Annotated in this window: 23 protein-coding genes; 7 read left to right on the plus strand and 16 right to left on the minus strand. The window is 41.6% G+C overall.

Features of this window, described 5'->3' with window-relative positions:
• Positions 1-17 precede the first annotated feature (17 nt).
• Both QK890_RS08700 and rpmH read right to left on the minus strand, forming a co-directional pair.
• The gene (locus QK890_RS08700; protein WP_022011442.1) at positions 18-659 is read right to left on the minus strand and encodes a PASTA domain-containing protein; all 642 of its coding nucleotides are present in this window, start codon (positions 657-659) and stop codon (positions 18-20) included.
• Positions 660-808: 149 nt separating this feature from the next.
• Positions 809-970, minus strand: coding sequence for a 50S ribosomal protein L34 (gene rpmH, locus QK890_RS08705; protein WP_004292199.1), 162 nt, complete (start codon positions 968-970; stop codon positions 809-811).
• A 192-nt stretch (positions 971-1,162) separates the two neighbouring features.
• On the opposite strand from rpmH, the gene efp reads away from it, so the two are divergent.
• From efp to radC, 3 genes are all read left to right on the plus strand, one after another.
• Complete coding sequence (gene efp / locus QK890_RS08710) at positions 1,163-1,729, plus strand: elongation factor P (protein ID WP_005778982.1); 567 nt, start codon at positions 1,163-1,165, stop codon at positions 1,727-1,729.
• A 138-nt stretch (positions 1,730-1,867) separates the two neighbouring features.
• Complete coding sequence (locus QK890_RS08715) at positions 1,868-2,857, plus strand: glycosyltransferase family 2 protein (protein WP_032542900.1); 990 nt, start codon at positions 1,868-1,870, stop codon at positions 2,855-2,857.
• Between the two features lie 58 nt (positions 2,858-2,915).
• A complete protein-coding gene (gene radC, locus QK890_RS08720) occupies positions 2,916-3,611 on the plus strand; it encodes a DNA repair protein RadC (RefSeq protein ID WP_122142908.1) in 696 nt (231 codons plus the stop codon).
• 28 nt (positions 3,612-3,639) lie between these two features.
• Here radC and QK890_RS08725 read toward each other — a convergent pair whose 3' ends face one another.
• From QK890_RS08725 to QK890_RS08760, 8 genes are all read right to left on the minus strand, one after another.
• Positions 3,640-4,404 (minus strand): UDP-2,3-diacylglucosamine diphosphatase, encoded by a 765-nt coding sequence (locus tag QK890_RS08725; RefSeq protein WP_032540312.1) that lies wholly within the window; start codon positions 4,402-4,404, stop codon positions 3,640-3,642.
• Between the two features lie 45 nt (positions 4,405-4,449).
• Positions 4,450-4,761, minus strand: a complete 312-nt coding sequence (locus QK890_RS08730) for a metal-sulfur cluster assembly factor (RefSeq protein WP_005778989.1) — start codon at positions 4,759-4,761, stop codon at positions 4,450-4,452.
• A gap of 191 nt (positions 4,762-4,952) precedes the next feature.
• A complete protein-coding gene (locus tag QK890_RS08735) occupies positions 4,953-6,353 on the minus strand; it encodes an alkaline phosphatase (protein WP_005778990.1) in 1,401 nt (466 codons plus the stop codon).
• Positions 6,354-6,575: 222 nt separating this feature from the next.
• Positions 6,576-7,772: an acetate kinase gene (locus QK890_RS08740; protein ID WP_005810807.1), complete on the minus strand. Its 1,197-nt coding sequence runs from the start codon at positions 7,770-7,772 to the stop codon at positions 6,576-6,578.
• A gap of 18 nt (positions 7,773-7,790) precedes the next feature.
• Positions 7,791-8,810, minus strand: a complete 1,020-nt coding sequence (pta, locus tag QK890_RS08745; protein WP_005810809.1) for a phosphate acetyltransferase — start codon at positions 8,808-8,810, stop codon at positions 7,791-7,793.
• 133 nt (positions 8,811-8,943) lie between these two features.
• Positions 8,944-10,497, minus strand: a complete 1,554-nt coding sequence (locus tag QK890_RS08750; protein ID WP_175413965.1) for a hypothetical protein — start codon at positions 10,495-10,497, stop codon at positions 8,944-8,946.
• 44 nt (positions 10,498-10,541) lie between these two features.
• Positions 10,542-11,339, minus strand: coding sequence for a DUF4384 domain-containing protein (locus tag QK890_RS08755; protein ID WP_032540314.1), 798 nt, complete (start codon positions 11,337-11,339; stop codon positions 10,542-10,544).
• A 25-nt stretch (positions 11,340-11,364) separates the two neighbouring features.
• Complete coding sequence (locus tag QK890_RS08760; RefSeq protein ID WP_005778995.1) at positions 11,365-12,048, minus strand: hypothetical protein; 684 nt, start codon at positions 12,046-12,048, stop codon at positions 11,365-11,367.
• A gap of 208 nt (positions 12,049-12,256) precedes the next feature.
• On the opposite strand from QK890_RS08760, the gene QK890_RS08765 reads away from it, so the two are divergent.
• Genes QK890_RS08765 through QK890_RS08780 form a run of 4 tightly spaced genes read left to right on the plus strand, consistent with a single transcriptional unit; the run spans position 12,257 to position 15,284 of the window.
• Positions 12,257-12,595 carry a CidA/LrgA family protein gene (locus tag QK890_RS08765; RefSeq protein WP_005784314.1) on the plus strand — a complete coding sequence of 113 codons (339 nt, stop codon included), beginning with the start codon at positions 12,257-12,259 and terminating at the stop codon, positions 12,593-12,595.
• On the plus strand, positions 12,592-13,287 hold the full coding sequence (locus tag QK890_RS08770; protein ID WP_005778997.1) for an LrgB family protein: 696 nt from the start codon (positions 12,592-12,594) through the stop codon (positions 13,285-13,287). The genes QK890_RS08765 and QK890_RS08770 overlap by 4 nt, the downstream gene beginning before the upstream one ends.
• A gap of 55 nt (positions 13,288-13,342) precedes the next feature.
• Positions 13,343-14,260 (plus strand): DUF2156 domain-containing protein, encoded by a 918-nt coding sequence (locus tag QK890_RS08775; RefSeq protein WP_005778998.1) that lies wholly within the window; start codon positions 13,343-13,345, stop codon positions 14,258-14,260.
• Positions 14,261-14,267: 7 nt separating this feature from the next.
• Positions 14,268-15,284: an enhanced intracellular survival protein Eis gene (locus QK890_RS08780; RefSeq protein WP_005778999.1), complete on the plus strand. Its 1,017-nt coding sequence runs from the start codon at positions 14,268-14,270 to the stop codon at positions 15,282-15,284.
• Positions 15,285-15,371: 87 nt separating this feature from the next.
• Here the strand turns inward: QK890_RS08780 and QK890_RS08785 are convergent, their stop codons facing one another.
• The 6 genes from QK890_RS08785 to QK890_RS08810 all read right to left on the minus strand — a co-directional run bounded on the left by QK890_RS08785 (position 15,372) and on the right by QK890_RS08810 (position 22,504).
• A complete protein-coding gene (locus tag QK890_RS08785) occupies positions 15,372-16,568 on the minus strand; it encodes a BF3164 family lipoprotein (protein ID WP_032540315.1) in 1,197 nt (398 codons plus the stop codon).
• Entirely contained in the window at positions 16,537-18,450 is a 1,914-nt protein-coding gene (locus QK890_RS08790) for a discoidin domain-containing protein (protein ID WP_032540316.1), read from the minus strand. The genes QK890_RS08785 and QK890_RS08790 overlap by 32 nt, the downstream gene beginning before the upstream one ends.
• A gap of 107 nt (positions 18,451-18,557) precedes the next feature.
• Complete coding sequence (locus QK890_RS08795) at positions 18,558-19,679, minus strand: BF3164 family lipoprotein (protein WP_032540318.1); 1,122 nt, start codon at positions 19,677-19,679, stop codon at positions 18,558-18,560.
• A gap of 51 nt (positions 19,680-19,730) precedes the next feature.
• The gene (locus tag QK890_RS08800) at positions 19,731-20,831 is read right to left on the minus strand and encodes a 6-bladed beta-propeller (protein ID WP_032540320.1); all 1,101 of its coding nucleotides are present in this window, start codon (positions 20,829-20,831) and stop codon (positions 19,731-19,733) included.
• A gap of 54 nt (positions 20,832-20,885) precedes the next feature.
• On the minus strand, positions 20,886-21,113 hold the full coding sequence (locus tag QK890_RS08805; RefSeq protein WP_128900057.1) for a hypothetical protein: 228 nt from the start codon (positions 21,111-21,113) through the stop codon (positions 20,886-20,888).
• Positions 21,114-21,337: 224 nt separating this feature from the next.
• Positions 21,338-22,504 (minus strand): 6-bladed beta-propeller, encoded by a 1,167-nt coding sequence (locus QK890_RS08810; RefSeq protein WP_032531352.1) that lies wholly within the window; start codon positions 22,502-22,504, stop codon positions 21,338-21,340.
• Between the last annotated feature and the right edge of the window lie 540 nt (positions 22,505-23,044).

Raw genomic sequence — 23,044 nt, forward strand, 5'->3', positions numbered from 1 at the left:
CGTATACGTTTCTTACATTAAAACCAGGAATCGTCTTCAGTACCAGAATCATCAGCAGAAATGGCAGCATCTTCTACCATATCGACCGAATCGGCTCCGGCAGATTGCACCCCGTCACCCACCATCAGAGTCAAAGTAGCACCAATAGGAGCTTTATCTCCAATCTGCAACTGGTGTCCCTGATAAATGACACCATATACCCAGTCCTTCTCTCCGCTCACCATCCGGTTCTCGGTCAGCTTAAAACCAGCAGCCATTAACTTTGCCTGTGCCTGACGCACGGAGCTGTTATCGGCCACATCGGGCACTACGCACAAAGGAGTACTGAGTGTATTTATTGTGAGGTAGATCGTTCGTCCTTCTTTCACTTTCTGCCCGACCGACGGATTAAGATCAAGAATGATGCCGGACGGTTTGTTCTTTACATAATTGGAATCGGACACAACATAAGTCAGTCCCTGATCCCGGAACATCTTTTCAGCCTCGCTTACAGACATCCCTTTTACGTCGGGCACCACTACAGCTTGGCCATGGCGTGTGTATATATCCAATCCTTTAAGTGCGCCGAACACAATGAGCACAGCCACCACAACCATGGCTATGATGTTTACCCAGAAGAATCTATTGGCTTTGAAAGAAAAAAATTCTTTTATCGTCATAATTATAAGCTGTTAATCCGGACAAAGATACTATTTTCGCTACACAGTATCACAGAGTTTCACTGAGTTTTTGATAAAAGCTTATTAAAACAAAAAGAAGCAAAGGAATCTTCCTTCACTTCTTCTTATTCGTTTGCTATGGCTAATACTTATGCCTTCACTCCGTTGTATTCGTCAGAAACAGTCAGTTTCTTACGACCTTTAGCGCGACGCGCAGCCAATACTCTACGACCGTTAGCTGTAGCCATTCTCTCACGGAAACCGTGTTTGTTTTTTCTCTTTCTGTTAGAGGGTTGAAATGTTCTTTTCATTACTGTATCTTGTTTTATGTTATTATTTCTACGGATTCGGGCTGCAAAAATAGGCACTTTTTTTAAATAAACCAAGAGTTAAGTCATTTTTAGTCAAAACATTTTGTGTTTTTTGCCGATTTAGATTACTTTTGCACCCGAAAAGGTTCGAAGATAACTCAATAACAATCTATAAAATAAAGAATATCAAGTATGATTAATGCTCAAGACATCAAGAACGGAACTTGTATCCGCATGGATGGCAAACTGTATTTCTGTATCGAATTCCTCCACGTTAAACCTGGAAAAGGTAACACTTTCATGCGTACTAAACTGAAAGATGTGGTAAGCGGATACGTTCTCGAACGTCGCTTCAACATCGGTGAAAAGTTGGAAGATGTACGTGTAGAACGTCGTCCCTACCAGTTCTTATATAAAGAAGGTGAAGACTATATCTTTATGAATCAGGAAACTTTCGACCAACACCCGATTGCCCACGACTTGATCAACGGTGTAGACTTCCTGTTGGAAGGTGCCGTTCTGGAAGTAGTATCTGATGCTTCTACTGAAACCGTACTTTACGCTGATATGCCTATCAAAGTTCAGATGAAGGTTACTTATACAGAACCGGGCATGAAAGGGGATACAGCTACTAACACATTGAAACCGGCTACTGTAGAATCAGGTGCAACCGTTCGTGTTCCGCTATTTATCAACGAAGGCGAAACAATCGAAATCGATACTCGTGACGGCTCTTATGTAGGTCGTGTAAAAGCATAAACAGGTTAACTGCCGAAAAAAAATGTGGTCTCTATCCCTTACGGGAATAGGGGCCGCATTTTTTTATTACCATCCATGACGGTTATCGAAAAATAATGGCATATATTTGCAAGTCAACAACCGATTATCATTAAACCTATGCGATACTCCGTTATTATCCCCGTTTACAATCGTCCCGATGAAGTGGACGAATTATTGCAAAGCCTCACTACCCAACATTTCAAGGATTTCGAAGTCATAGTGGTAGAAGACGGATCATCTGTCCCTTGCGAAGCGATAGTAAATAAATATCAAGGGAAACTGGACATACATTATTACGCCAAACCAAACTCCGGCCCGGGACAGACCCGTAATTACGGGGCCGAACGCAGCGGAGGGGACTACCTTATCATATTAGATTCGGACTGTATCCTTCCCGAAGGATACTTCGATGCAGTGGAACAGGAACTTTCTGCCACCCCGGCCGATGCCTTTGGCGGACCGGACCGGGCACATAGTTCTTTCACTGATATACAGAAAGCGATCAATTATTCGATGACTTCTTTCTTCACTACCGGAGGCATACGCGGGGGTAAAAAGAAAATGGATAAGTTCTATCCGCGAAGTTTCAATATGGGTGTCCGCCGTGAAGTCTATCAGGCATTGGGAGGTTTCTCTAATATGCGCTTCGGCGAAGACATCGATTTCAGCATTCGCATTTTCAAAGGAGGATACCGATGCCGTCTCTTTCCCGGTGCCTGGGTATACCACAAACGGCGCACAGATTTTAAGAAGTTCTTCAAGCAAGTACACAACTCCGGCATTGCGCGTATCAACCTCTATAAAAAATATCCCGAATCGCTGAAAGTCGTCCACCTGCTACCGGCTGCATTCACATTAGGAGTTACACTTCTGCTATTATGTACTCCCTTCTGCCTGTTCAGTCTTGTCCCGATTCTGCTTTATACATTGCTGGTCTGTCTGGATTCTGCGCTGCAAAACAAAAGTTTACGCATCGGCATCTATTCCATCGCTGCCTCTTTCATCCAACTTATCGGATACGGAACGGGATTCTGGCGTGCGTGGTGGGAACGCTGTGTATTGGGAAGAAACGAGTTTGAGGCTTTCCGCAAGAACTTCTATAAATAAAAAAGGCTGTCTTTCAGTTGTTGATATAAAAAGAATACAAACACTCTCTATCCGACTTATGAAAAACAAACAAAAACTAAACATCAACCAGTGGTCCAAAGCCGATAGGCCACGCGAAAAAATGATGGCAAAAGGTGCCGAAGCATTGAGCGACGCCGAGCTATTGGGCATCTTGATAGGTTCGGGCAATACGGAAGAGAGTGCCGTTGAACTGACGAGAAGGGTACTTGCCTCTTGCGACAATAACCTGAATGAACTGGGAAAATGGGAAGTACGGGACTTTTCCTCGTTCAAGGGCATGGGACCCGCCAAAAGTCTTACTATCATGGCAGCTCTTGAACTGGGGAAAAGGCGCAAACTACAGGAAAGCAAAGAGCGTGAACAAGTCAGATGCTCAGAGGACATTTACAGGCTGTTCCACCCATTAATGTGCGACCTGCCACAAGAGGAGTTCTGGATCCTACTTTTGAATCAGGCATGCAAAGTAATCAGCAAATTACGTATCAGTACTGGGGGGATTGACGGAACATACGCCGATGTACGTACCATCTTGCGGGAAGCCCTGATAGGACGTGCCACACAGATAGCTTTGATTCACAATCATCCGTCGGGCAATGCAAAACCAAGCCAGGAAGACAAACGCCTGACGGCAGCTATACAAAAAGCATCGCAAACAATGAACATTACCCTGACGGATCATATCATTGTCTGCGACGGTTGTTTTTATAGTTTTGCTGATGAAGGGCTTATCTGATTCGTCTCCGGCAACTGACTCCGGAAAATTAAAGCTGTGTTTCTCCCTCGATGTAATTCTCAAGAAACAGGTTCTCACCATCAAACACCGCATAGGAGAAATAATTGATCCAGTCGCCCAGAATAAGTATACGTGCGGTAGCACTTAACATCAAGTCAAGTTCAATGTGACGGTGACCGTAGATGAAGAAGTTTATATTGGGATGATTTTTCAGATACTCCTTTGTGTAAAGCACCAAGAACTCCTTGTCTTCACCCATATAATCAGGCTCTTTCCCCCCTTCACGTTTCAATCGGCTATGTTTGGCCCAATTCAGTCCTAAATCCATACTCCAACGGGGATGAATGGCGGAAAATAAAGTCTGCAACGTACGACTATGGAACATCGTGCGCAATAACTTAAATTTTTTGTCCGGATCGCCCAGTCCGTCACCATGCGCCAAATAGAACTCTTTCCCATAGATTTCCGTAGTCACCGGCTCACGGTGAATCGTCACCCCACACTCCCTGGTCAGGTAATCGCCACACCAAAGATCATGGTTGCCCGTAAAGAAATGCACCTCTACTCCCATATCAGTCAGTTCAGAGAGTTTTCCTAAAAAACGGGTATAACCTTTGGGCACCACCAAACGGAACTCATACCAAAAGTCGAACATGTCACCCAGCAGATATACCGCGGCAGCTTTATGTTTTATGCTGTCGAGAAAATTGACCAGGCGCCGCTCCTGTGTACGTCCGTGCTCTATGGCACGTGAACCCAAGTGGGCATCAGAAAGGAAATATACGTTCTTCATACTGTAAGAATGGATCGTTTAAGAATAGAGGTAAAACAGTAACGATTATAAAAAGCCCAGTTCCAGTTTAGCCTCTTCACTCATCATATCTTTGTCCCACTCCGGCTCAAAAACCAGATTGATAGTGGCAGAATTCACTCCTTCAATTGACTCTACTTTCTGCCGTACATCTTCCATAATGAAATCTGCCGCAGGACAATTAGGAGCAGTCAGGGTCATATCGATAGAAACCTCTCCCTCTTCGGCGACGTCTATCTTGTAGATCAGTCCCAGATCGTATACGTTTACCGGTATCTCGGGATCGAATACGGTTTTGAGCATATCTACTATCTTTTCTTCTATTTCAAACTTAGTCATTTCTATATTTCTTTGAAAGTTTACAAGACAAAGCTAAAGAAATTCTTTGAAAGATAGAGAATATTGAGGATAAATTAACGTCAACGAGGCAAGTTCATTACAAAACACACAGAGTACACAGAGTTTATTAATACGTATATCAACAAATCCTCTGTATACTCTGCGGGCTCTATGGTGAACTTACCTGCCGGTTACTTATATCCGCCCGCTTTTGCAATGCGTCTCGGAATCTCTGTATTATCCATTTTACCGATGAACAGATCAGAACCGGCACCGATAGCAAACACCGGCACATATCCTGCAGAATGCCCACCGCTGGTCCAGCCTACCATAGCGATCTGATCCATCACCTCTTTGGCTTTGGCTGCCATCGGTTCGGTCTTGGCATACATACTCTCGGCAAATTCTACTTTATTTTTCACGAATGACTTTTCATATTCGTCACGCAGTTTCTTTTCCTGCTCCCACGAGATAGGAAGTACAGACCAGAAGCCCATCTGTTCGGACAACAGATTTTTAACGTCTTCCCAAGCCACATGGTTGTTCTTAGCTTTGCGCAAATCACTGATCTTCTTAGACAATTCTTCAGCAGATGCCTTCTGGTTTTCAAGTGCTTTAAGATTCAGAGCGTATCTTCCGGTTCCCAATGCCATACCACCTGTCTCATGATCGGCAGTTACTACAATCAGGGTTTCTTTCGGATGTTTTTTGTAAAATTCATAAGCAACTTTGATCGCATTATCCATATCGGCTACTTCGTGGAACACTGTAGCAGCATCATTTCCATGGCATGCCCAGTCTATCTTACCACCTTCTACCATCAGGAAGAAACCTTTATTTTTTCCTTTGGTCAGAAAATCAATCGCGCTTTCCGTTATCTGTGTGAGGGTTAAGTCACCTTCTTTACTGTCGATAGCATAAGGCAAAGAACCCGCATCAGCACCTTCCTCCTGAATCAAAATCATCTTACCGGCTGTGGCAGCTTTAGCCTTATAATCGTTATATCCACGGGCAATGGTGTAACCGGCTTCTTCAAACATCGGGAAAACGCTCGGAGCTTCTTTTTTGTCGTAAGTAGTAGTCGGTTTCAGGAAACCGGCACCGGCATAAAAGTCAAAACCGGCTTTAGGAAGATCGGTAGCTATTTCATAATACATATTACGATCCGGCTGGTGTGCATAGAAAGCAGCAGGAGTAGCATGATCGACGCTTACACTGGTAGTAACCCCAACCTTCTTGCCGGCTTTCTTAGCTTTCTCGGCAACAGTCTGTAAGGGATTCTTCTGATCATCCATGCCAATAGCACCATTATAGGTCTTTTCACCGGTTGAAAGGGCTGTCCCGGCAGCAGAAGAATCTGTCACAGAGTTGGTAGCAGAAAAAGTAGTAGCCATCGTTCCGACGGGAAACCGGGTGAAAAGCAAAGGCTCCACACCAATGCGCCCTTTCTGGATTTCGGCACGGTACATCTCCGTACCATTTACTTGGTTCACACCCATTCCATCACCAATGAAATAGAAAACATATTTTGCCTGAGCATTCGCAATAACTGCCACACAGACAAAAAGAAAGAAATAAAAAAGTCGTTTCATTCTTGTATCATTTAAGTTTATTTGAGTTAGTGATAGCAAAGATAAAACTTTTAAAATGAAGAAAAGGAGAAAGGGGTATGAATATTCTGTTAAATAGCTCGTCCCCGGCTGCTTAGCGCTCAAAAACGGATTGCCTCCCTCCACACCCAAACTATATAAAAAGCCGGAGTACAGAGAATAAATCTCCGCCTCCGGCCTTTCCTCTATATTACTTATCAACCTTTATTTATCCAGGATAGCCATTGTATCAGACGCAATCAGCAATTCTTCGTCTGTAGGGATCACCACTACCTTCACTCTTGAGTCATCAGCTGAGATAATGGCCTCTTCACCACGAACCTTATTCTTTTCAGCGTCGAGTTTCACGCCCAGAAATTCCAGTCCTTCACAAACACCGGCACGGCAAGTTGCCTGATTTTCACCGACACCACCTGTGAACAGGATAACGTCTACGCCTCCTAAAGCAGCAGCATATGCACCAATATATTTCTTAATGCGGTAGAAATACATCTGTTCTGTCAAGATAGCCTGAGGATCACCTTTTGCAACGGCAGCCTCCAAGTCACGCATATCACTTGAACCGTTCATCATACCAGCCACACCGCTTTTCTTATTCAACAGGTTGGAAATGCCTGTAGTTGTCAAACCTTCCTTATCCATAATGAATGTTACAGCTCCGGCATCGATATCACCAGAACGGGTACCCATCATCAAACCTTCCAACGGTGTCAATCCCATAGAGGTATCGATACATTTGCCATCTTTGATAGCGGCGATCGAACCACCATTTCCGATATGGCAAGTAATCAGTTTCAGTCCTTCCGGTTTAATCCCCAGATATTCGCACACGCGCTGTGAAACGTAACGATGGGAAGTTCCGTGGAAACCATAACGACGTACACCGTACTTTTTGTACAATTCATAAGGAATAGCATACAGGTATGCATATTCCGGCATGGTTTGGTGGAATGCAGTGTCGAATACACCGATTTGCGGAACATTCGGCAGAATAGCCGTAATGGCATCAACTCCTTTCAGGTTAGCAGGATTGTGGAGGGGAGCCAGATCGTTGCAGGCAGCGAAAGCTTCAAGCACTTCTTTAGTCAGTAATACTGATTTACTGAAGCGTTCACCCCCGTGTACCATACGATGACCTACGGCATTGATCTCTTCAAGTGATTTGATAGCGCCATATTCCGGGCTTACCAAGGTATTCAGGATGAACTCTACCCCTACAGTATGTTCCGGAATATCCTTCTCAAGGATTTTCTTCTCACCGTTGGGCAAAGTCAGTTTCAGGAATGAATCTTTCAAACCGATTTTTTCGATTCCTCCCTGGGCAATCACTTCTTTGCTGTCCATATCGAACAGCTTGTATTTGATAGATGAACTACCACAGTTCAACACTAAAACTTTCATATCTGATTTTCGATTTAATTATTTACCATTCTTTGCAGCAATCGCCTGATTGGCTGTGATTGCAATCATTCTGTATACGTCTTCAATAGAACATCCGCGTGAAAGATCGTTTACCGGGCGGGCAATACCCTGAAGAATCGGGCCTACAGCATCGGCATGTCCCAAACGCTGCACCAGTTTATAAGAAATATTACCAACTTCCAGACTCGGCACAATCAGCACATTTGCCTCACCGGCAACCGGAGAACCGGGAGCCTTGCTCGCACCTACCGAAGGAACCAGAGCAGCATCCGCCTGCATTTCACCATCGATATTCAAATCGGGTGCCATCTCTTTAGCTAATTTCAATGCCTCTACCACCTTGTCCACATTTTCATGCTTTGCCGAACCTTTAGTAGAGAAACTAAGCATTGCCACTTTCGGATCAGCTATTCCTGCTACCGCCTGAGCAGTACGCGCTGTACAAACGGCAATCTGTGCCAGTTGTGAAGCGTCCGGAACCGGAGTTACAGCAACATCCCCCATCACCAGCAGACCATTCTGACCGCATTCCGGTGCATGTGTCAACAGCAGCATAGCACCCGACACACATGTAATCCCCGGAGATGTCTTTATAATCTGGAGAGCCGGACGAAGCACATCTCCCGTAGTATTACGGGCACCCGCCAATTGTCCGTCAGCGTCACCACTTTTAATGATCAGACAGCCCAGATACAACGGATCGAGTACCAATTTACGGGCTTCTTCGATAGTCATACCTTTTTTCTTACGGAGTTCGCACAACAATTGCGCATATTCTTCTTTCTTCGGATGATTCTCAGGATCAATAATAGTGGCCCTGTTGATATTTCCGAGTCCCCATTTGGCAGCGGCAGCATTAATTTCTTCCGGATTACCCAAAAGAATCAAATCTGCAACTTCATCTGTCAAAATCTGATTGGCAGCTTTCAAGGTACGTTCCTCTGTACCTTCGGGAAGGACAATGCGCTGGCGATTAGCTTGCGCACGCGCAACGATAGAGTTAATTAAATTAAGCATAGATATTTAATATTGTATATAAATTCAGTAGGGTGTGTTATTTCACGCCGCAAAAGTACACAATATTGCAATATCAACATTGCAATTCGGGGTATTTTTTACCCCGAACCTGCAATTATTATAATATTTAACACTAACGGATTATTTCCGGAGCTACACTCTTGAAACGATCCATACACATTCCTATCGGTGCACCGATATAAGTAGGATCACATATAAGATATTTTTTACCATCCAGCAAGATGTAGTCACCCGAGATTTCTTCGTTGAACCGGACAGCCGAAGCGATATGGTTCGGATAGTCGAGCAGCACAGCGTCCAATCCCATCAAGTCTTTCACCAGATTGGAGAACAAGATGGCACGGTCCTCACAGTCACAAGCCGGATAATAAAAGTTCTCGTCCATGAAGAAAGGCTTTTCATAGCCAAATTGTTCACCATCTGTCTGATATTGAAATGAATTCTGTACAAAATCAATCAGAATGTTCGCAGCATCCTTCTCTGATTTTCCCTTTATAGCTGTCTGTAAAGACGGGTAAAGGGCACTCTTCAACTCTTTGCTCATGGGTGTTTTATAGTAGACAGCAACCTCACATTGCGGATAATCTTTATAAAAGTCCATCAGGTTCTTATTGACAACCGCATTGATTTGAAGAAGAGATTTTTCCGAAGGAGACACTGTTTTACCCAACTCTTGCATACCGAACTGTGGCACAGCGTTCAAATCCATACACACCAGATTCTTGGCATTGGCAAAATCCTGACTGTAGGTATAAACAGCCATCGAACCGCCCTTATCTGCTTCAAACACATAGTACTTGACACCCTTGAAAGTAATATACGGAACACCGAATATAGTTCCTGCCGGAGCCACCAACAACTTCAGCTTATCGTTTATTTTAGACAGACGCACCTTATATCCACATTTATTGAGAATAAACATCTGTAAAAAAGCAACATCATCTTTCCGGACAGCACCACACATTTGTACCCCTAACTGTTTAATGAACAGCAAGAATGCCCAGTCGTTCATCCGGTGCTCATTCTTCAAACGGACGCAATCGTTAATCAATTGCTCGTGATCGGCTTTACACAACCGGCTCCAAGCAGCCGCAACTTTACTCTCGCTTGTCCCCCCCAGTACAAAGTCTTCAATAATATCCGTAGCCACCTCAAACTGAGTACCATAGAACTCAACCACATTGCGCCGCACCGAACTTCCGGGCAGCGGAACCGGGATATCAACTTTCACAGGAATATAAGGTTTACCCGGTACATAGACACCGGGTGCCGGCTTATCTGCTACCGCAGGCAGATCCGGCTTTTTAACTTCCACATTTACTTTATCCCCTACTCCCGGTCTATCGGACACAGGTATTTTGGGAGCCGCCGGCTTAATCTCTACCGGAGCAGGGACAGGTTTCTTTTTATCGAAAAGTGTCGGTTTCACCGGTTCCGGTCGTGTCGGCATTGAATCCCCCACAGAGGCATTATACTTTTGCCACGCTTCCTTCAGAAATGTGGCAAACTCTTCGTCTGCTTTATTTTTAAAGTCTTTATATTCTTTCTGCTGTTTCTTTTGGAAATTATCAAACTCCTTCTGATAGTTCACATCCTGTGCCATAGCAACGGATGGAACCAGAAAGAGTGACGCAAAAACGAAAGAAAAGTAATATTTCGTTTTCATCATAATAAGTGATTAATGATTAACGGTCAGTAGTTCGGGAACCACTATTTTATAAGTACCATATCATAAAAAGCACAACGCTGAACTGCCGGAATAGAGTACACCCACTCTAATACATTCTGATAAGTGACCTCTTTAGTAAACGGAATATCCTCTTTAGTTGCCACCATCATCATATTTATCTTCTCGCTCTCCTTGTTATGCTGTTTCTCCATACGATAGTCCACAGCATTACTGAAAGGAATCGAATATTCTTTGCCGGCTTTCAACAACGTATTGGGTTCGTAACTATTAGGATAAAGCAAAGCTCCCCCATTACTGTCGAACCAGAAAAACTTCAAGTATGAATCCGTACCATGTACAGTCAATTTACAGTGAAACACATCCCCCTCACGATAGAGTGTCTCCACCCCTTTCACTTCGAGAGCATACGAACTGTCCGGTTTATCCTCTTTCTGCACTTCGGCATCGATGGTTACTACCTTATACAAACTGCGTGTATCTGTGTCCCAAACCTCTTCTACCTTTTTATTAGTAATATTCACCATTCCTCCGATAGCAAGCACATTCATTTGCGAATAAGCTTCGTGGAGCTCCTGTCCGTCTTCCTGGGTAATCTGCCCAAAAACAGACCACACATTCTCCATCACGCCCGCCTTTTGCAAAGCAGCTTTCTTTGCTTCCATAAAAGCACGCTCTTCCGCCTGCTTCAATGTGATGTCATCGCTGACCTGCCAACGCCCTTGTACACCTTTCACTTTTACGGGTTTCTGGGCATAAAGAGCGCTGGCAGCGGTCAATAAAAGTACAGCTAAAATTCCTAATAGCCTGTTTATGTTCATTCAGTTTGCCTTTTTATATTAAAACTCACTGAGCAAGTTTATCCAGTTCTTTAGCCAGTTCCGGTGATTTTTTAGCCAATTCTTCGCTAAGCGCTTTGACAGCAACTTTGTTTGCCGCCTCCAGACTGTAACCAATGGTAACCATTACCTCAACATTTTTATTTGGCAATGTCCTGTACACTTCCACCAAAGGAATAGTGCGCCCCAACGTTCCGCTGATAATACTTTTTCCGGCAGCTACAGCACTCGACAGGCTGGCCGCTTCTTCCTGTCCCATATCGTCATTGGCAACCTTCGATTCAATCAGTTGAGTCACCTTTGTCTGAACCTGTCCGGCAATGTCAATCTTAGCAGTATTGGTTGCCTGCATAGCCGCAGCCGACTGATTTCCACCAATCACTCTTGCAGTTGCTATATACCAATATGGATTGCCATTCATATCGATTTCCATCTGTTTTTCCCATGAATTTTCCAGCTGTTTGTCCAACGGCAATTTTCCAACCGGAGTCTTGAAGCCTTCTTTTGCCAGTGCTTTCGCCTCTTTGCGGGCTTCTTTAATCGCTTTTTTCTGCAAATCTTTGTTGATTACTTTTTCGTCCTTTTGAATTGCTTTATAAGCCTTACCTGTCGCTTTTTCTTGTGCAAATGCATTTAAAGAAATCATCATTGCCAGTGTTGCAAAAACACTGATTAACAAACTCTTTTTCATGTCAATTCTGTTTTTAGTAGTTAATATTCGTTATGTATATTCGTTTTTCATTTTGCAAAAATAGATAAAGTAATCCATTTCGTTTACTTTTTCTTGATTTTTTTGTAGTTGCCCACTGTTAAAAAAGAATCTTCGTACCATATTAGTTGATACCCTAACTCTATTTTTCATAACTTTGCAACGTTTTCAAAATTCAATAGGTAATAGTATGATACGTCAGTGTGCCATTTTATTTGGCTGTTTGGCTTTGGGTGAATTGATTGTTTATCTCACGGGAATTAAGCTCCCGTCCAGCATCATCGGGATGTTGCTGCTCACCCTTTTTTTAAAATTAGGTTGGATCAAATTGCATTGGGTGCAAGGAATGTCCGACTTTCTGGTTGCTAATCTTGGTTTCTTCTTCATCCCCCCGGGAGTGGCCCTGATGTTGTATTTCGACATCATTGCGGCGCAATTCTGGCCGATTGTGATAGCTACCTTAGTCAGTACCCTGCTGGTGCTTGTCATCACCGGATGGGTTCATCAATTAACACGTAAACTCAAATGAACTATTTAGAAAATGAATTTTTCCTGTTGGCAATCACTTTTGGGATTTACTTCTTTGCCAAGCTTTTACAGAAAAAGACAGGAATTCTGTTGCTAAATCCGATCCTGTTGACTATTGCAGTCATTATTATCTTCCTCAAAATAACAAACATCTCTTTTGAGACTTACAATCAGGGTGGACATCTGATTGAATTTTGGCTGAAGCCGGCAGTCGTAGCACTTGGAGTTCCTTTATATCTGCAACTTGAAACCATTAAAAAGCAGCTGCTTCCCATCATTCTGTCCCAATTGGCCGGCTGTATCGTCGGTGTGATATCAGTAGTATTGATAGCCAAGTTAATGGGAGCCTCGCAGGAAGTAATTCTGTCACTTGCTCCTAAATCGGTAACCACTCCGATTGCTATGGAAGTCACTAAAACATTGGGGGGAATTCCGTCACTGACAGCAGCTGTAGTAGTATGTGTAGGTCTGCTGGGTGCTGTATTAGGTTTCAAGACCATGAAAATCATGCACGTAGGTAGTCCTATAGCTCAAGGGCTCTCCATGGGTACGGCCGCACATGCCGTCGGCACCTCAACGGCTATGGACATCAGTAGCAAATACGGAGCCTATGCAAGTCTTGGCTTAACACTCAACGGTATATTTACCGCATTGTTGACTCCAACTATTTTACGAATGTTAGGCATTCTCTAACAAAATCGTTTTATCTTTGTTATATATAAACAGTTAATTAGGAAACAAAAACTTTATGATCGCATTCAAAGATATAACGATCCAGGATAAGGATACCATCACAGCTTACACGATGAATAGTTGTCGCCGCAACTGCGACCTATCTTTTTCAAACTTATGCAGCTGGCGGTTCTTGTATCACACCAAGTTTGCCATAGTCGACAATTTTCTGGTTTTCAAATTTTGGGCCGGTGATGAACTGGCTTATATGATGCCTGTCGGTGAAGGAAACCTCGAAAAGGTATTGAACGAACTGGTTGAGGATGCCCGGCAGGAGGGCGAACCTTTTTGTATGCTGGGTGTCTGTTCGTGTATGCGCGAAGACCTTGAGGCTATCATGCCCGGTCAGTTTGGATTCACGGTTGACCGTGATTATGCCGACTACATTTATTTGCGCAGCGATCTCGCAACACTGAAGGGAAAAAAATTCCAGTCAAAGCGGAATCACATCAACAAATTTCGCAACACATACCCTGATTACGAATACACTCCGATCACCAAAGACAGAATTCAGGAATGTCTGGAACTGGAAGCAAAATGGTGCAAAGCCAATGACTGTGACCAGCAGGAGGGAACCGGAAACGAGCGCCGTGCTTTGCTCTATGCCCTCAACCATTTCGAAGAGTTAGGATTAACGGGAGGTATCCTGCATGTCAATGGTCAGATTGTAGCTTTTACTTTCGGCATGCCGATCAATAAAGAAACCTTCGGTGTACATGTGGAAAAAGCAGATACGAATATTGATGGAGCTTATGCCATGATCAATTACGAATTTGCCAACCACATCCCCGAACAATATATTTACATCAACCGTGAAGAAGATTTGGGAATAGAAGGGTTGCGTAAAGCTAAGCTCTCATATCACCCGGAAACGATTCTGGAGAAATATATGGCTTGTTTGAAAGAACAACCTGTAGAAATGATAAAATGGTAGCATACTGATGATAAGAGAACAGGTAAAATCATTATGGAAATTGTGTTTCGATGATAGCGAAGCATTCATCGAACTCTACTTCCGGCTTCGTTATAACAACGAAGTCAACTTAGCCATCCAAAGTGGCGAAGAAGTGATTGCTGCGCTCCAAATGCTCCCTTATCCCATGACGTTTTGTGGTCAAACCGTGCCTACTTCATACATATCCGGCGCATGCACTCATCCCGACTATCGAAGCAAAGGAGTGATGCGCGAACTACTGTCACAAAGTTTTGCACGTATGCTCCGCAACGGTGTCCTGTTTAGTACGCTTATTCCCGCTGAACCCTGGTTGTTCGGTTATTATGCAAAAGCAGGTTATGCCCCGGTTTTCCGCATCTCTCACCAATCCTTCTCTCTTTCAGAATTACCTGCCGATTCGGAAACGGGCAGCATTGAGGAAGTTACAGAATACCAAGAAGATGTTTATCAATATTTGAACGGCAAATTATCAGAACGTACCTGTTGTTTACAACATACGTCTACTGATTTCAAAGTAGTTCTTGCCGATCTTGCCTTGACACAAAATACCGCTCTCGTAGCCCGAAAGGACAATCGAATAACGGGTATAGCTGTTGTCTATAAACACGATAACACCTCGTATATCAACGAGTTATTTGCTGACAATGAAGCTGTCCGGGCACAATTGCTCTGCCGGGCCGGGCTAAGGAATGGCACCGACCGGATCATTCTTCAACTTCCTCCTGTAGCCTCCCTGCCCAACGAAACATTAGGAATGGCACGTGTCATTGATGCCCGGACAGTTCTTCAGCTCTACGCAGCCAGTCATCCGGAAATAGAAATGAACATTGAACTGACCGATGAACAATTGTCAGCCAATAACGGATATTATTATCTTTGCAATGGAAAGTGCATGACCAGTGAGGTCCGCTTACCGGGAGCACACACCCGAATGACCATCGGTGAACTATCAGAAAAAATACTGTGCGAGATGCAACCGTATATGAGTCTGATGATGAACTAAACCTTTCAGTCCTCAGGAAAAAAGAGGTTCACAACAGAATTAACAATATTAATTCATCCAGTTAGTAATAAGCACACATCTTTATTATTACATATTTATAGTCACCAAAAAGAAGCCATCTTCTTCTGTGTAACCAACGGCATAAATACAATGTCTGCGTTCATCAATTGTCAAACAACGCAAGTTTAAATCTAACTGATATATCTTCTGAAGGTTGCCTTGCCAGTCAAATACTAAATTTTTTTTCCCTAACAAAGGATTCTCTTCTGCTGTTTCTCCATTGTAAATAGCATAAACGGCACTATCAGTCACAGAAACATCCTCAAAGCCATAAACCCACCCCTCATGTTCTTTTGAGATTTGCGACTTTTTGATAGGTACCTCCAGTTGCCTGGAGTACACATGATGTATTGAATCGGGCAGCCCCTTTAAATCATAGAACTGAATTAACGCACCCCTATAAGTTGCAAAAACGGCTTTTCCCCAGTCGGGAGATATCTTAAACAAAGCAGGATCAAATAGCATCTTTTGCAAATCATTCTCCGGATCCACCAGCAAATCTGACAATGCGGGGTAGTTTCCCAATTGGTTCATAATCTGGCAAGCACTATCCAATACGGCAAAACGCCTCTGTTGAAATATGCCACGCTCCCCTAAGGCGATATAATGCTTACCACAAGGAATCATTTCTTTAAAATGTGTATCTTTGCTTCCTTCCATTCCCCTTAAAGAGTGACTATCACTATATTTAAAAAAGTCTCCATATTTACGATAAGTTACCAGAGCCCTTTTATTGGCACTAAAATAAGATAAAGTTCCTTTTGTCCGGTCCCATACAGTATTCAAAGTTGCATCCGAATATTCCCCCGGTCCATCTCCCCAAAGACAAAACTCTTCTTTCAATAACCCATCCGTCAAGTTTATCAGATGGAAAAGTTTGGTAACAGCCCGTTTATCTTGAACAATCAAGCAATCACCATCTATCCACATACACTCCGGATAAGAGAATAAATAATCAGTCCGTACCACCTGATAAGGAACAGAAGTAGCAGAAGTTAAATCTAACGGTAAAACAGGAATAAACACCTCCTCCGGTTGTCTTTGGCATGAAACAACCAAGAATAATATTCCTAAAACGGCTGTAAGTTTAAGTCGCATGTCTTTTAATAGCAATATCTCCATAGTACACCAATTAAGATTAGACCCACAAATATATAACATATCCACCTGTATGCCATCGCACACCCGACTTTTATAAATCAAACGTAAAAGTTTGCCTTCCATTTTTATAGATAAAAACCTGTTCTTCCCGTCCTTTGGTACAGTTTCTCAACCACAATAAGGCATTCTGCGGAACTAAAAATTCAATTTTTCTTTCCGTCGCCACTTTCCTGCCTAATGACTTCCATCCATTGATTCCGTCTTGATAGAATAACTCATAATTATCCCCGGGCCAAATGTAATTATCATCGTTACGCGGAGAGAAAACAATTCTTTCAATCGGCATACTTTCTCCCAGATCATAGGCCAGATAAGAAGATGTATCACGTGCCTGAAAATAAGTCAATATATTGCCATCTGTAACATACTCTAATTTTGCAATCGGTTCTATACTGTTTATCCTCCTCAACCGAATCTTCTCCTGACACAGTGAATCCTTAAATAGTGCCAGTTCCGCCAACTCCATTCTTTTCCCTGCCGGAGCAACATACCGCACATACCTATGCTTCTTTCTTGAAGGCGGAGTTAATATGCAATAATTAGTGGTAAGCGTATCCTCAAATTGCCATAACAGATCTGCATGTATAAATGACAAATCACTGGCAGCTTCAATCTTTGCCCCTATAACTGCTCGATAAGCCCATTCCGCAATTGTCTTTTGCTGAGGCATTTTCCGCCTTAATATAGCTTCCTTCATCAAATCGATATTGGGTTTCAGCAAAACAAACTCACCTCCCCTTTTAGATATGAACGGATATCCCGCCGGATAAAGTTTTCCTCCATCTCCCTGATAAAGAGTCTGATAAATCACATCGGGTTCTATATCCCGGAAAGTAACCTTACCCGCATTACCAAGTGCCATATCTACAGGAATCCATCCGCCGGGACTGAATATCCCTAAGTAGATGTATTGCTCTCCAGGTATTTGTATCGGTATTGTCGTATCATTGCTTCCAAAATATTCAGATGTCACATCTTTCACAAATCTATTTCTAAACACAGGATACAACCGTTTATTGCCCGAAATCCCGGAGATTTTCTCAGGTTGTACGCCAAAACAATAGCGATACACCTTCCCCTTTTTCCTTCCGTCATGCCGTAAGGTATCACGTGACGCTTCAAACTCATTAAATCCGAATTGAAGAAAAGTTCCCGTTGTGTCACGCAACATCGTCCAACAATGATAATGTTGATAATCGGGTGAATAAGCAAAATAGTCGGTCGCAACAGGAATTCCACAAGCACGCATAGCATATATTGTCAGGTCGCATGCTTCACGACAATAACCAATCCGATTATGATAAAGAAAAACAGCATCCAAGTGAGGTATCCGAAAATCAGTATTGTAGATGTAATACAGCTTTCTCAGTTTCCCGTCAATGATCTTAGAAGCTTCAATAACATCATCCCCCTTATAAAGAGAATCGAGTAGAGTTCCATAATCTTCATAATACAATTTACGCCAATCCGATAAAGGTTCATCGGCTATTCTGTAAGGTAATATCAGTTCGCAAAAATCATCGAACGGCAAATTTCTATTCCAAGGATATTTCCTCCAAACTTCAAAAGCCAGGTCTATATTATCTATCAAATATTCCGCTGTTATCACTTGGGCGTCATATATCTTGGAGAGAGAGTCAAAGGAAATTCTGTTCCATTTATTCTTCTCCCTTTTAGATATAGGACGCCCTTCACAAACCCCAACTAATAAATGGTGAATAGAATCAAGTTCATTTCCTTCATAAGAATACCATCCCGGCATATTACGAATTAAAAAACGAGCTGCCTCCAATTTTTCCGGATCAGTTCTATAATGTTCTAATACCTTTTCAAGCTCCACGCGATTATCGCCGGCAAATTCCAAAGCATATTCCAACCGCCTATCTTTCTCCGATTGACAAGCTGCCAAAGTTAAAACTAACAGGATAAACAGTATATATTTCATAGTAAAAAAAATGCTTATTTTCTATTCAGACTTATTCATTCTAAGATATTCATGTTTTAGGATTGAATTTGACATCGGAGGCAATCCTATTATTTTAGTTGATGAATTCATAAGCCTGTGTTAGGAACCAAGAAATCATCCAGGTCTAAATAAAGCACGTCATCTATTTGGGGATTTGTCACATATAATCTATTTCGGATAGGATCTATCCACATCTGCCCAATGCTATAATCCGTCTCTATTTTTTGTATCAGATTCCCATCCCAATCATATACATGAATGATATTCATGTGTGGAGTCTCAAAACGTTCCCAACGCTCTTTTCCCCAATATACTGCATATATGTAATTGTCATCCGCCTGAACCCTTGTAAAATACGACTTTATTTTTTCATCACTTTTAAAAACAGAAAAGTCCGGTTCACCTTCCAAACGATAGCCGCTCACATGACCTGTTTCAAGATCCAGAATATTCAATTGCGCAAGATGAACCATAGCTTGCACCACTTTAGTTCCATCCGGTTTAATGGCATCATTCGAGTAGAAAAAAGACTCCGGCAGAATGGAAGCTTCATCATTCCTTATCGACTTCTTATAGCTTGAAAAGCTCTTCAGCAACTTATTCGTGTCAAGTGTCCGTTTTTGATAAGCGGGCAAAGTAGCTTCTTTATCATTAAGCGGGAACGACTGTAACTCTGTAATTAATGTATTTTCATCCTTCAGAAACATCAAATAGTATGGAGCACCTCCATTCTCCTCTCTCCAGGGATAGGAGATTTGCTTATCCATAACAGTGGTGTCCCGCTTGATCGACTGAGTTATATTCCAGATAAATAGCTTCTCTTCATTAGGAGCGAACAGTAGAGTTTTCAGATCCCCTTTTTCTTTAAAGAAATGAAAAATCGGACCCAAAGCGGCAACTTCCCCAGGACCACTTCCTCTATAACAAAAAGTGCCTATTTCTTTTCCGGTGTCTACATTAAATATATTATAAAAGCGATCCGGTAATTTAGGATTCATAAAAAACATCAGTGAGTCGTATGTGGATAGCCATCCAAAATTCGCTCCATCCAATGGAAGTATTTTCAATGTAGCTTTCTTCGTGTCTTTGATACTATCTTCAATCGTTTGAATTTTACCATTGAAGTATGCGGTGTCATCATTTTCATGACAACTAACGCAAATATTCAATATTAGTGCAAGACTAAATATCACTTTAATGATATGCATATCTTAAATTTAGTTTATATTGTGATTATTATTTAAAAATCAACAGAATAGTCATTTTAATCTCAAAAGACTAAGTATCGCAGTTTGCTCATTTATCTCCTGTTGCTGATAAGCGGACGGAAATGCATCATCCGGGAATTCATCCGTATAAACTGTGACAAATGTATTAGGGATATTAGATGAAACCGGACGTCCCATTTCCGAATATCCCGGAATATCCATCTTGGTCAAATTTCCTTGCTCTATCCGCCCATCCTTCTTAAAATAGACAGACCACATTCCCTTATTTGCTGAATTAAAAGACCAAAGAGAGAAAACAAGATTCTTTCCATCCACCGTGAAAAGACTGTATGTACACTCCTCTTTCGTCTCGTACAATTCCCGGTCCGAGCAGTGAAAATCCGCCAACATAGGCAAATTAGACTTCTGCCTCATGGTTCTTACCACTGTATCATTCACAGCATCATATTGATAATAGCTTCCATCTACCGGATTATAAATTTTTATGGTTCCATCCTCTTGAGCACACAGTGTATTCCAAGCAGAATGCACATAAGGAATCCCCTTTTCATATTCTAACAAATTCTTCACTCTTCTCCCTTTCTGATCCAGAATCCAAAGTCCCTTACAATTCTCATCTTCAGAAGGACGATGGCAGAGAAAACGGCCATCCGGCAACTCAACAACATCATTGAAAACAAGAGAATAAGGGAAGCTCAACGAATGACGAAATTCTCCATCAAAACCGTAAGAATAAATAGTCCGTTTACCCATATCACAGACATAAACACAATCTTTTCCTACGAAAAAAGAGTCCATCTCTCTATACTCTCCCGGTCCCTCACCCCGCTGACCAATCGTATTCAAAAAAGTACCATTCTTATCAAACCGGAATGCCATTTCTTGCTTTCTATCCGAAATGTAATAACAAGAATCTTTTGAAATTACATTATCGACCATACCCCAAAAATAAGGAGAAGGTAATTGCAGCCTGACAGACTCAATGGTGTCCACCAATACAGACATCGGCAGATATGGATTAGAAATAGACAGATCGACCGTCATTTCAAACCCCTTATCAATCTGTTTCTGACAAGATGAAACACAATACGTAAACAATATTCCCAATACTACTAAACTGAAGTTTCTCATAATATAAAAATTTAACCAGTAAATACTGTCAAACAGCCAATTCTCTTCTTCCTCCTATTCTTTTTTCAACCGATAACGATATAACGAATCTTTCGCCACACATGAAACGACAAAAGAAATACTTTCTTCACTATCTGTGAAAACAAATGGAAACGCATCGGCAGGAAGACTAACCAAATGGTCACAATCAGGTAATTTATATCTGTCATCAACTATAACCAGTACCGAATCTGAGCCTTCAACAAAGTTACTCGATAATTCCACATCATCAAGCTTCTTCACAAACCGAAAGTATTTATACCCCTCATGCTTTCTATATATCGAATCGATTTTAGCCGATCGAAAATAAATTTCTTCAGAAGTAGTGAGACTTTGACGTACTATTTCTGTTATCAACACCCGAACTGCATCTGAATAAAGAAGCAGATAACAAACGATTATCGTGATAGCAGACAAAGAAAAAACGAAATACCGTTTTCTATTCATAGTTATTATTTCTAAGATATCTATTCTTTTGCAGGATAATAAAATACCAATGGATTAGAATTCTCTGTCAAATTCTTCAGTTCTAAAATCCTATCCAAACTCTCATTCACTTGCCCCGATCTCACTAACGACAAAAACAAAGGCATAGTGTACATATCAAGACAGCCATACACTCCCTTCTCGTCATAAGTTATCAAATTAGGAATGATATGTACATCGTCCCCCTTCGCCCTGTACACCCAATCATCAACACACCCATTGAATATAGAACAAGAGTCCCGAGACGCACTCAATAAACCATAATAAGTTTGATAACCTTTCTGATACTTAAAAAGATAATCATTTTTCACATGAGCCAAAAATATCAAGCTATGTACCTTACCGGATTCTACTAAATACCGAAGAGTTTCTCCTTTATTCACATCTATTTTATCAAGTGTCTTTTTATCCATCCAAGCGTCCGTTACAAATTTCAGCCAGATATCTTCCCGGTCACCCTGTAAACATAATATATCCTTTGAATACAAAGGAGAAAAGCATAATTCCTTTTCCAAAGGTAAACAGAAAGGAGAATGCCCTTGAATCTGCCTCCATCCTTCATTATTAACATTTACAGAAAAATATTTTCTTTCTGTTTGCCCCCCCTTCAAATCAACTTTCCTCATCATGGCGTCTTCACCCGATTTTGAATGTAAATCTGTGTATAAATCACCCTGATTATAGTGTATATAATGGCTTTGACCTTCATCACGATTCAACGATGAAGAGCCGAAAAACTGACCGGATAAAGAATAACAATACACAATCTGCCTGGTAAAATCTAAGGCATAGACATTCCCTTCCTTATCAAGGGTAAAATCACACAGCAACGTATACTCTCCCGGACCACTCCCCTGGCTTCCGATATTATACTTAAATTCTCCGCTTCGATCAAATACGTGGAGAGCATTCAATTCTTTATCTAAAATAAGAAGCAAAGAGTCCTTTGCCAACAGTTTGTCAATATTGCCAACAATGGTATCATCATCCAAAATAATAATTTCCGGTTTTTCAAAAAGACTTGAGAATCGAAGCTCCTTTTGTATAACAATAGAATCCAAACAGATAGCTTTGTCTCCCGCCATCCTTCCTTTGTGCACACAAGAGAATAGACAAAAGCCTATAATTAAAAATAATACCGTTTTCATAAGCTAATAATTAGATTACGATCTAAAGATAAGCAATTGTACTAATATTTAAAAGAAAGTAATAAATAATAATCATTCAAACAATGTCAAAAAGAGAATCAACTTCCCCATCTTTTAGTTGATAATCGTTATTATCCCCTTCAGGAGGAAGAAAGTCTCAGTCACATTGCCAAAACGTTTCCTTTCGATAACACTTTAAAAACCCAAAAAACTTTTATTTTCCAATTGACACTTTCCAGTATTGAAAAAGAGAATAATTCCCCCATCCCCCCAAAAGAACCAACAAGGTACTGGTCTGTTGTCTCCAATGATACATAACTTATAGAATCTACAAAAGAAGAATATTTCAAAGTATCTTACACATTGGATAATAAATCAATCACAATTTGTTCTCGTAAGCGATTCTCTTTCCGATGACATGACGCACATAGAACAAATGCAATCATTATTTTTGTTTTCATTTTTTAGCCGATTATTACTTCATTAACTCCGTTTTATCATTTCCACGGAAAAGTAACCCCATTGCCTTCTAAAGCAAAC

Origin of the sequence: Bacteroides sp. NGMCC 1.200775 (assembly GCF_040798045.1) — a bacterium.
GTDB lineage: Bacteria > Bacteroidota > Bacteroidia > Bacteroidales > Bacteroidaceae > Bacteroides > Bacteroides hominis.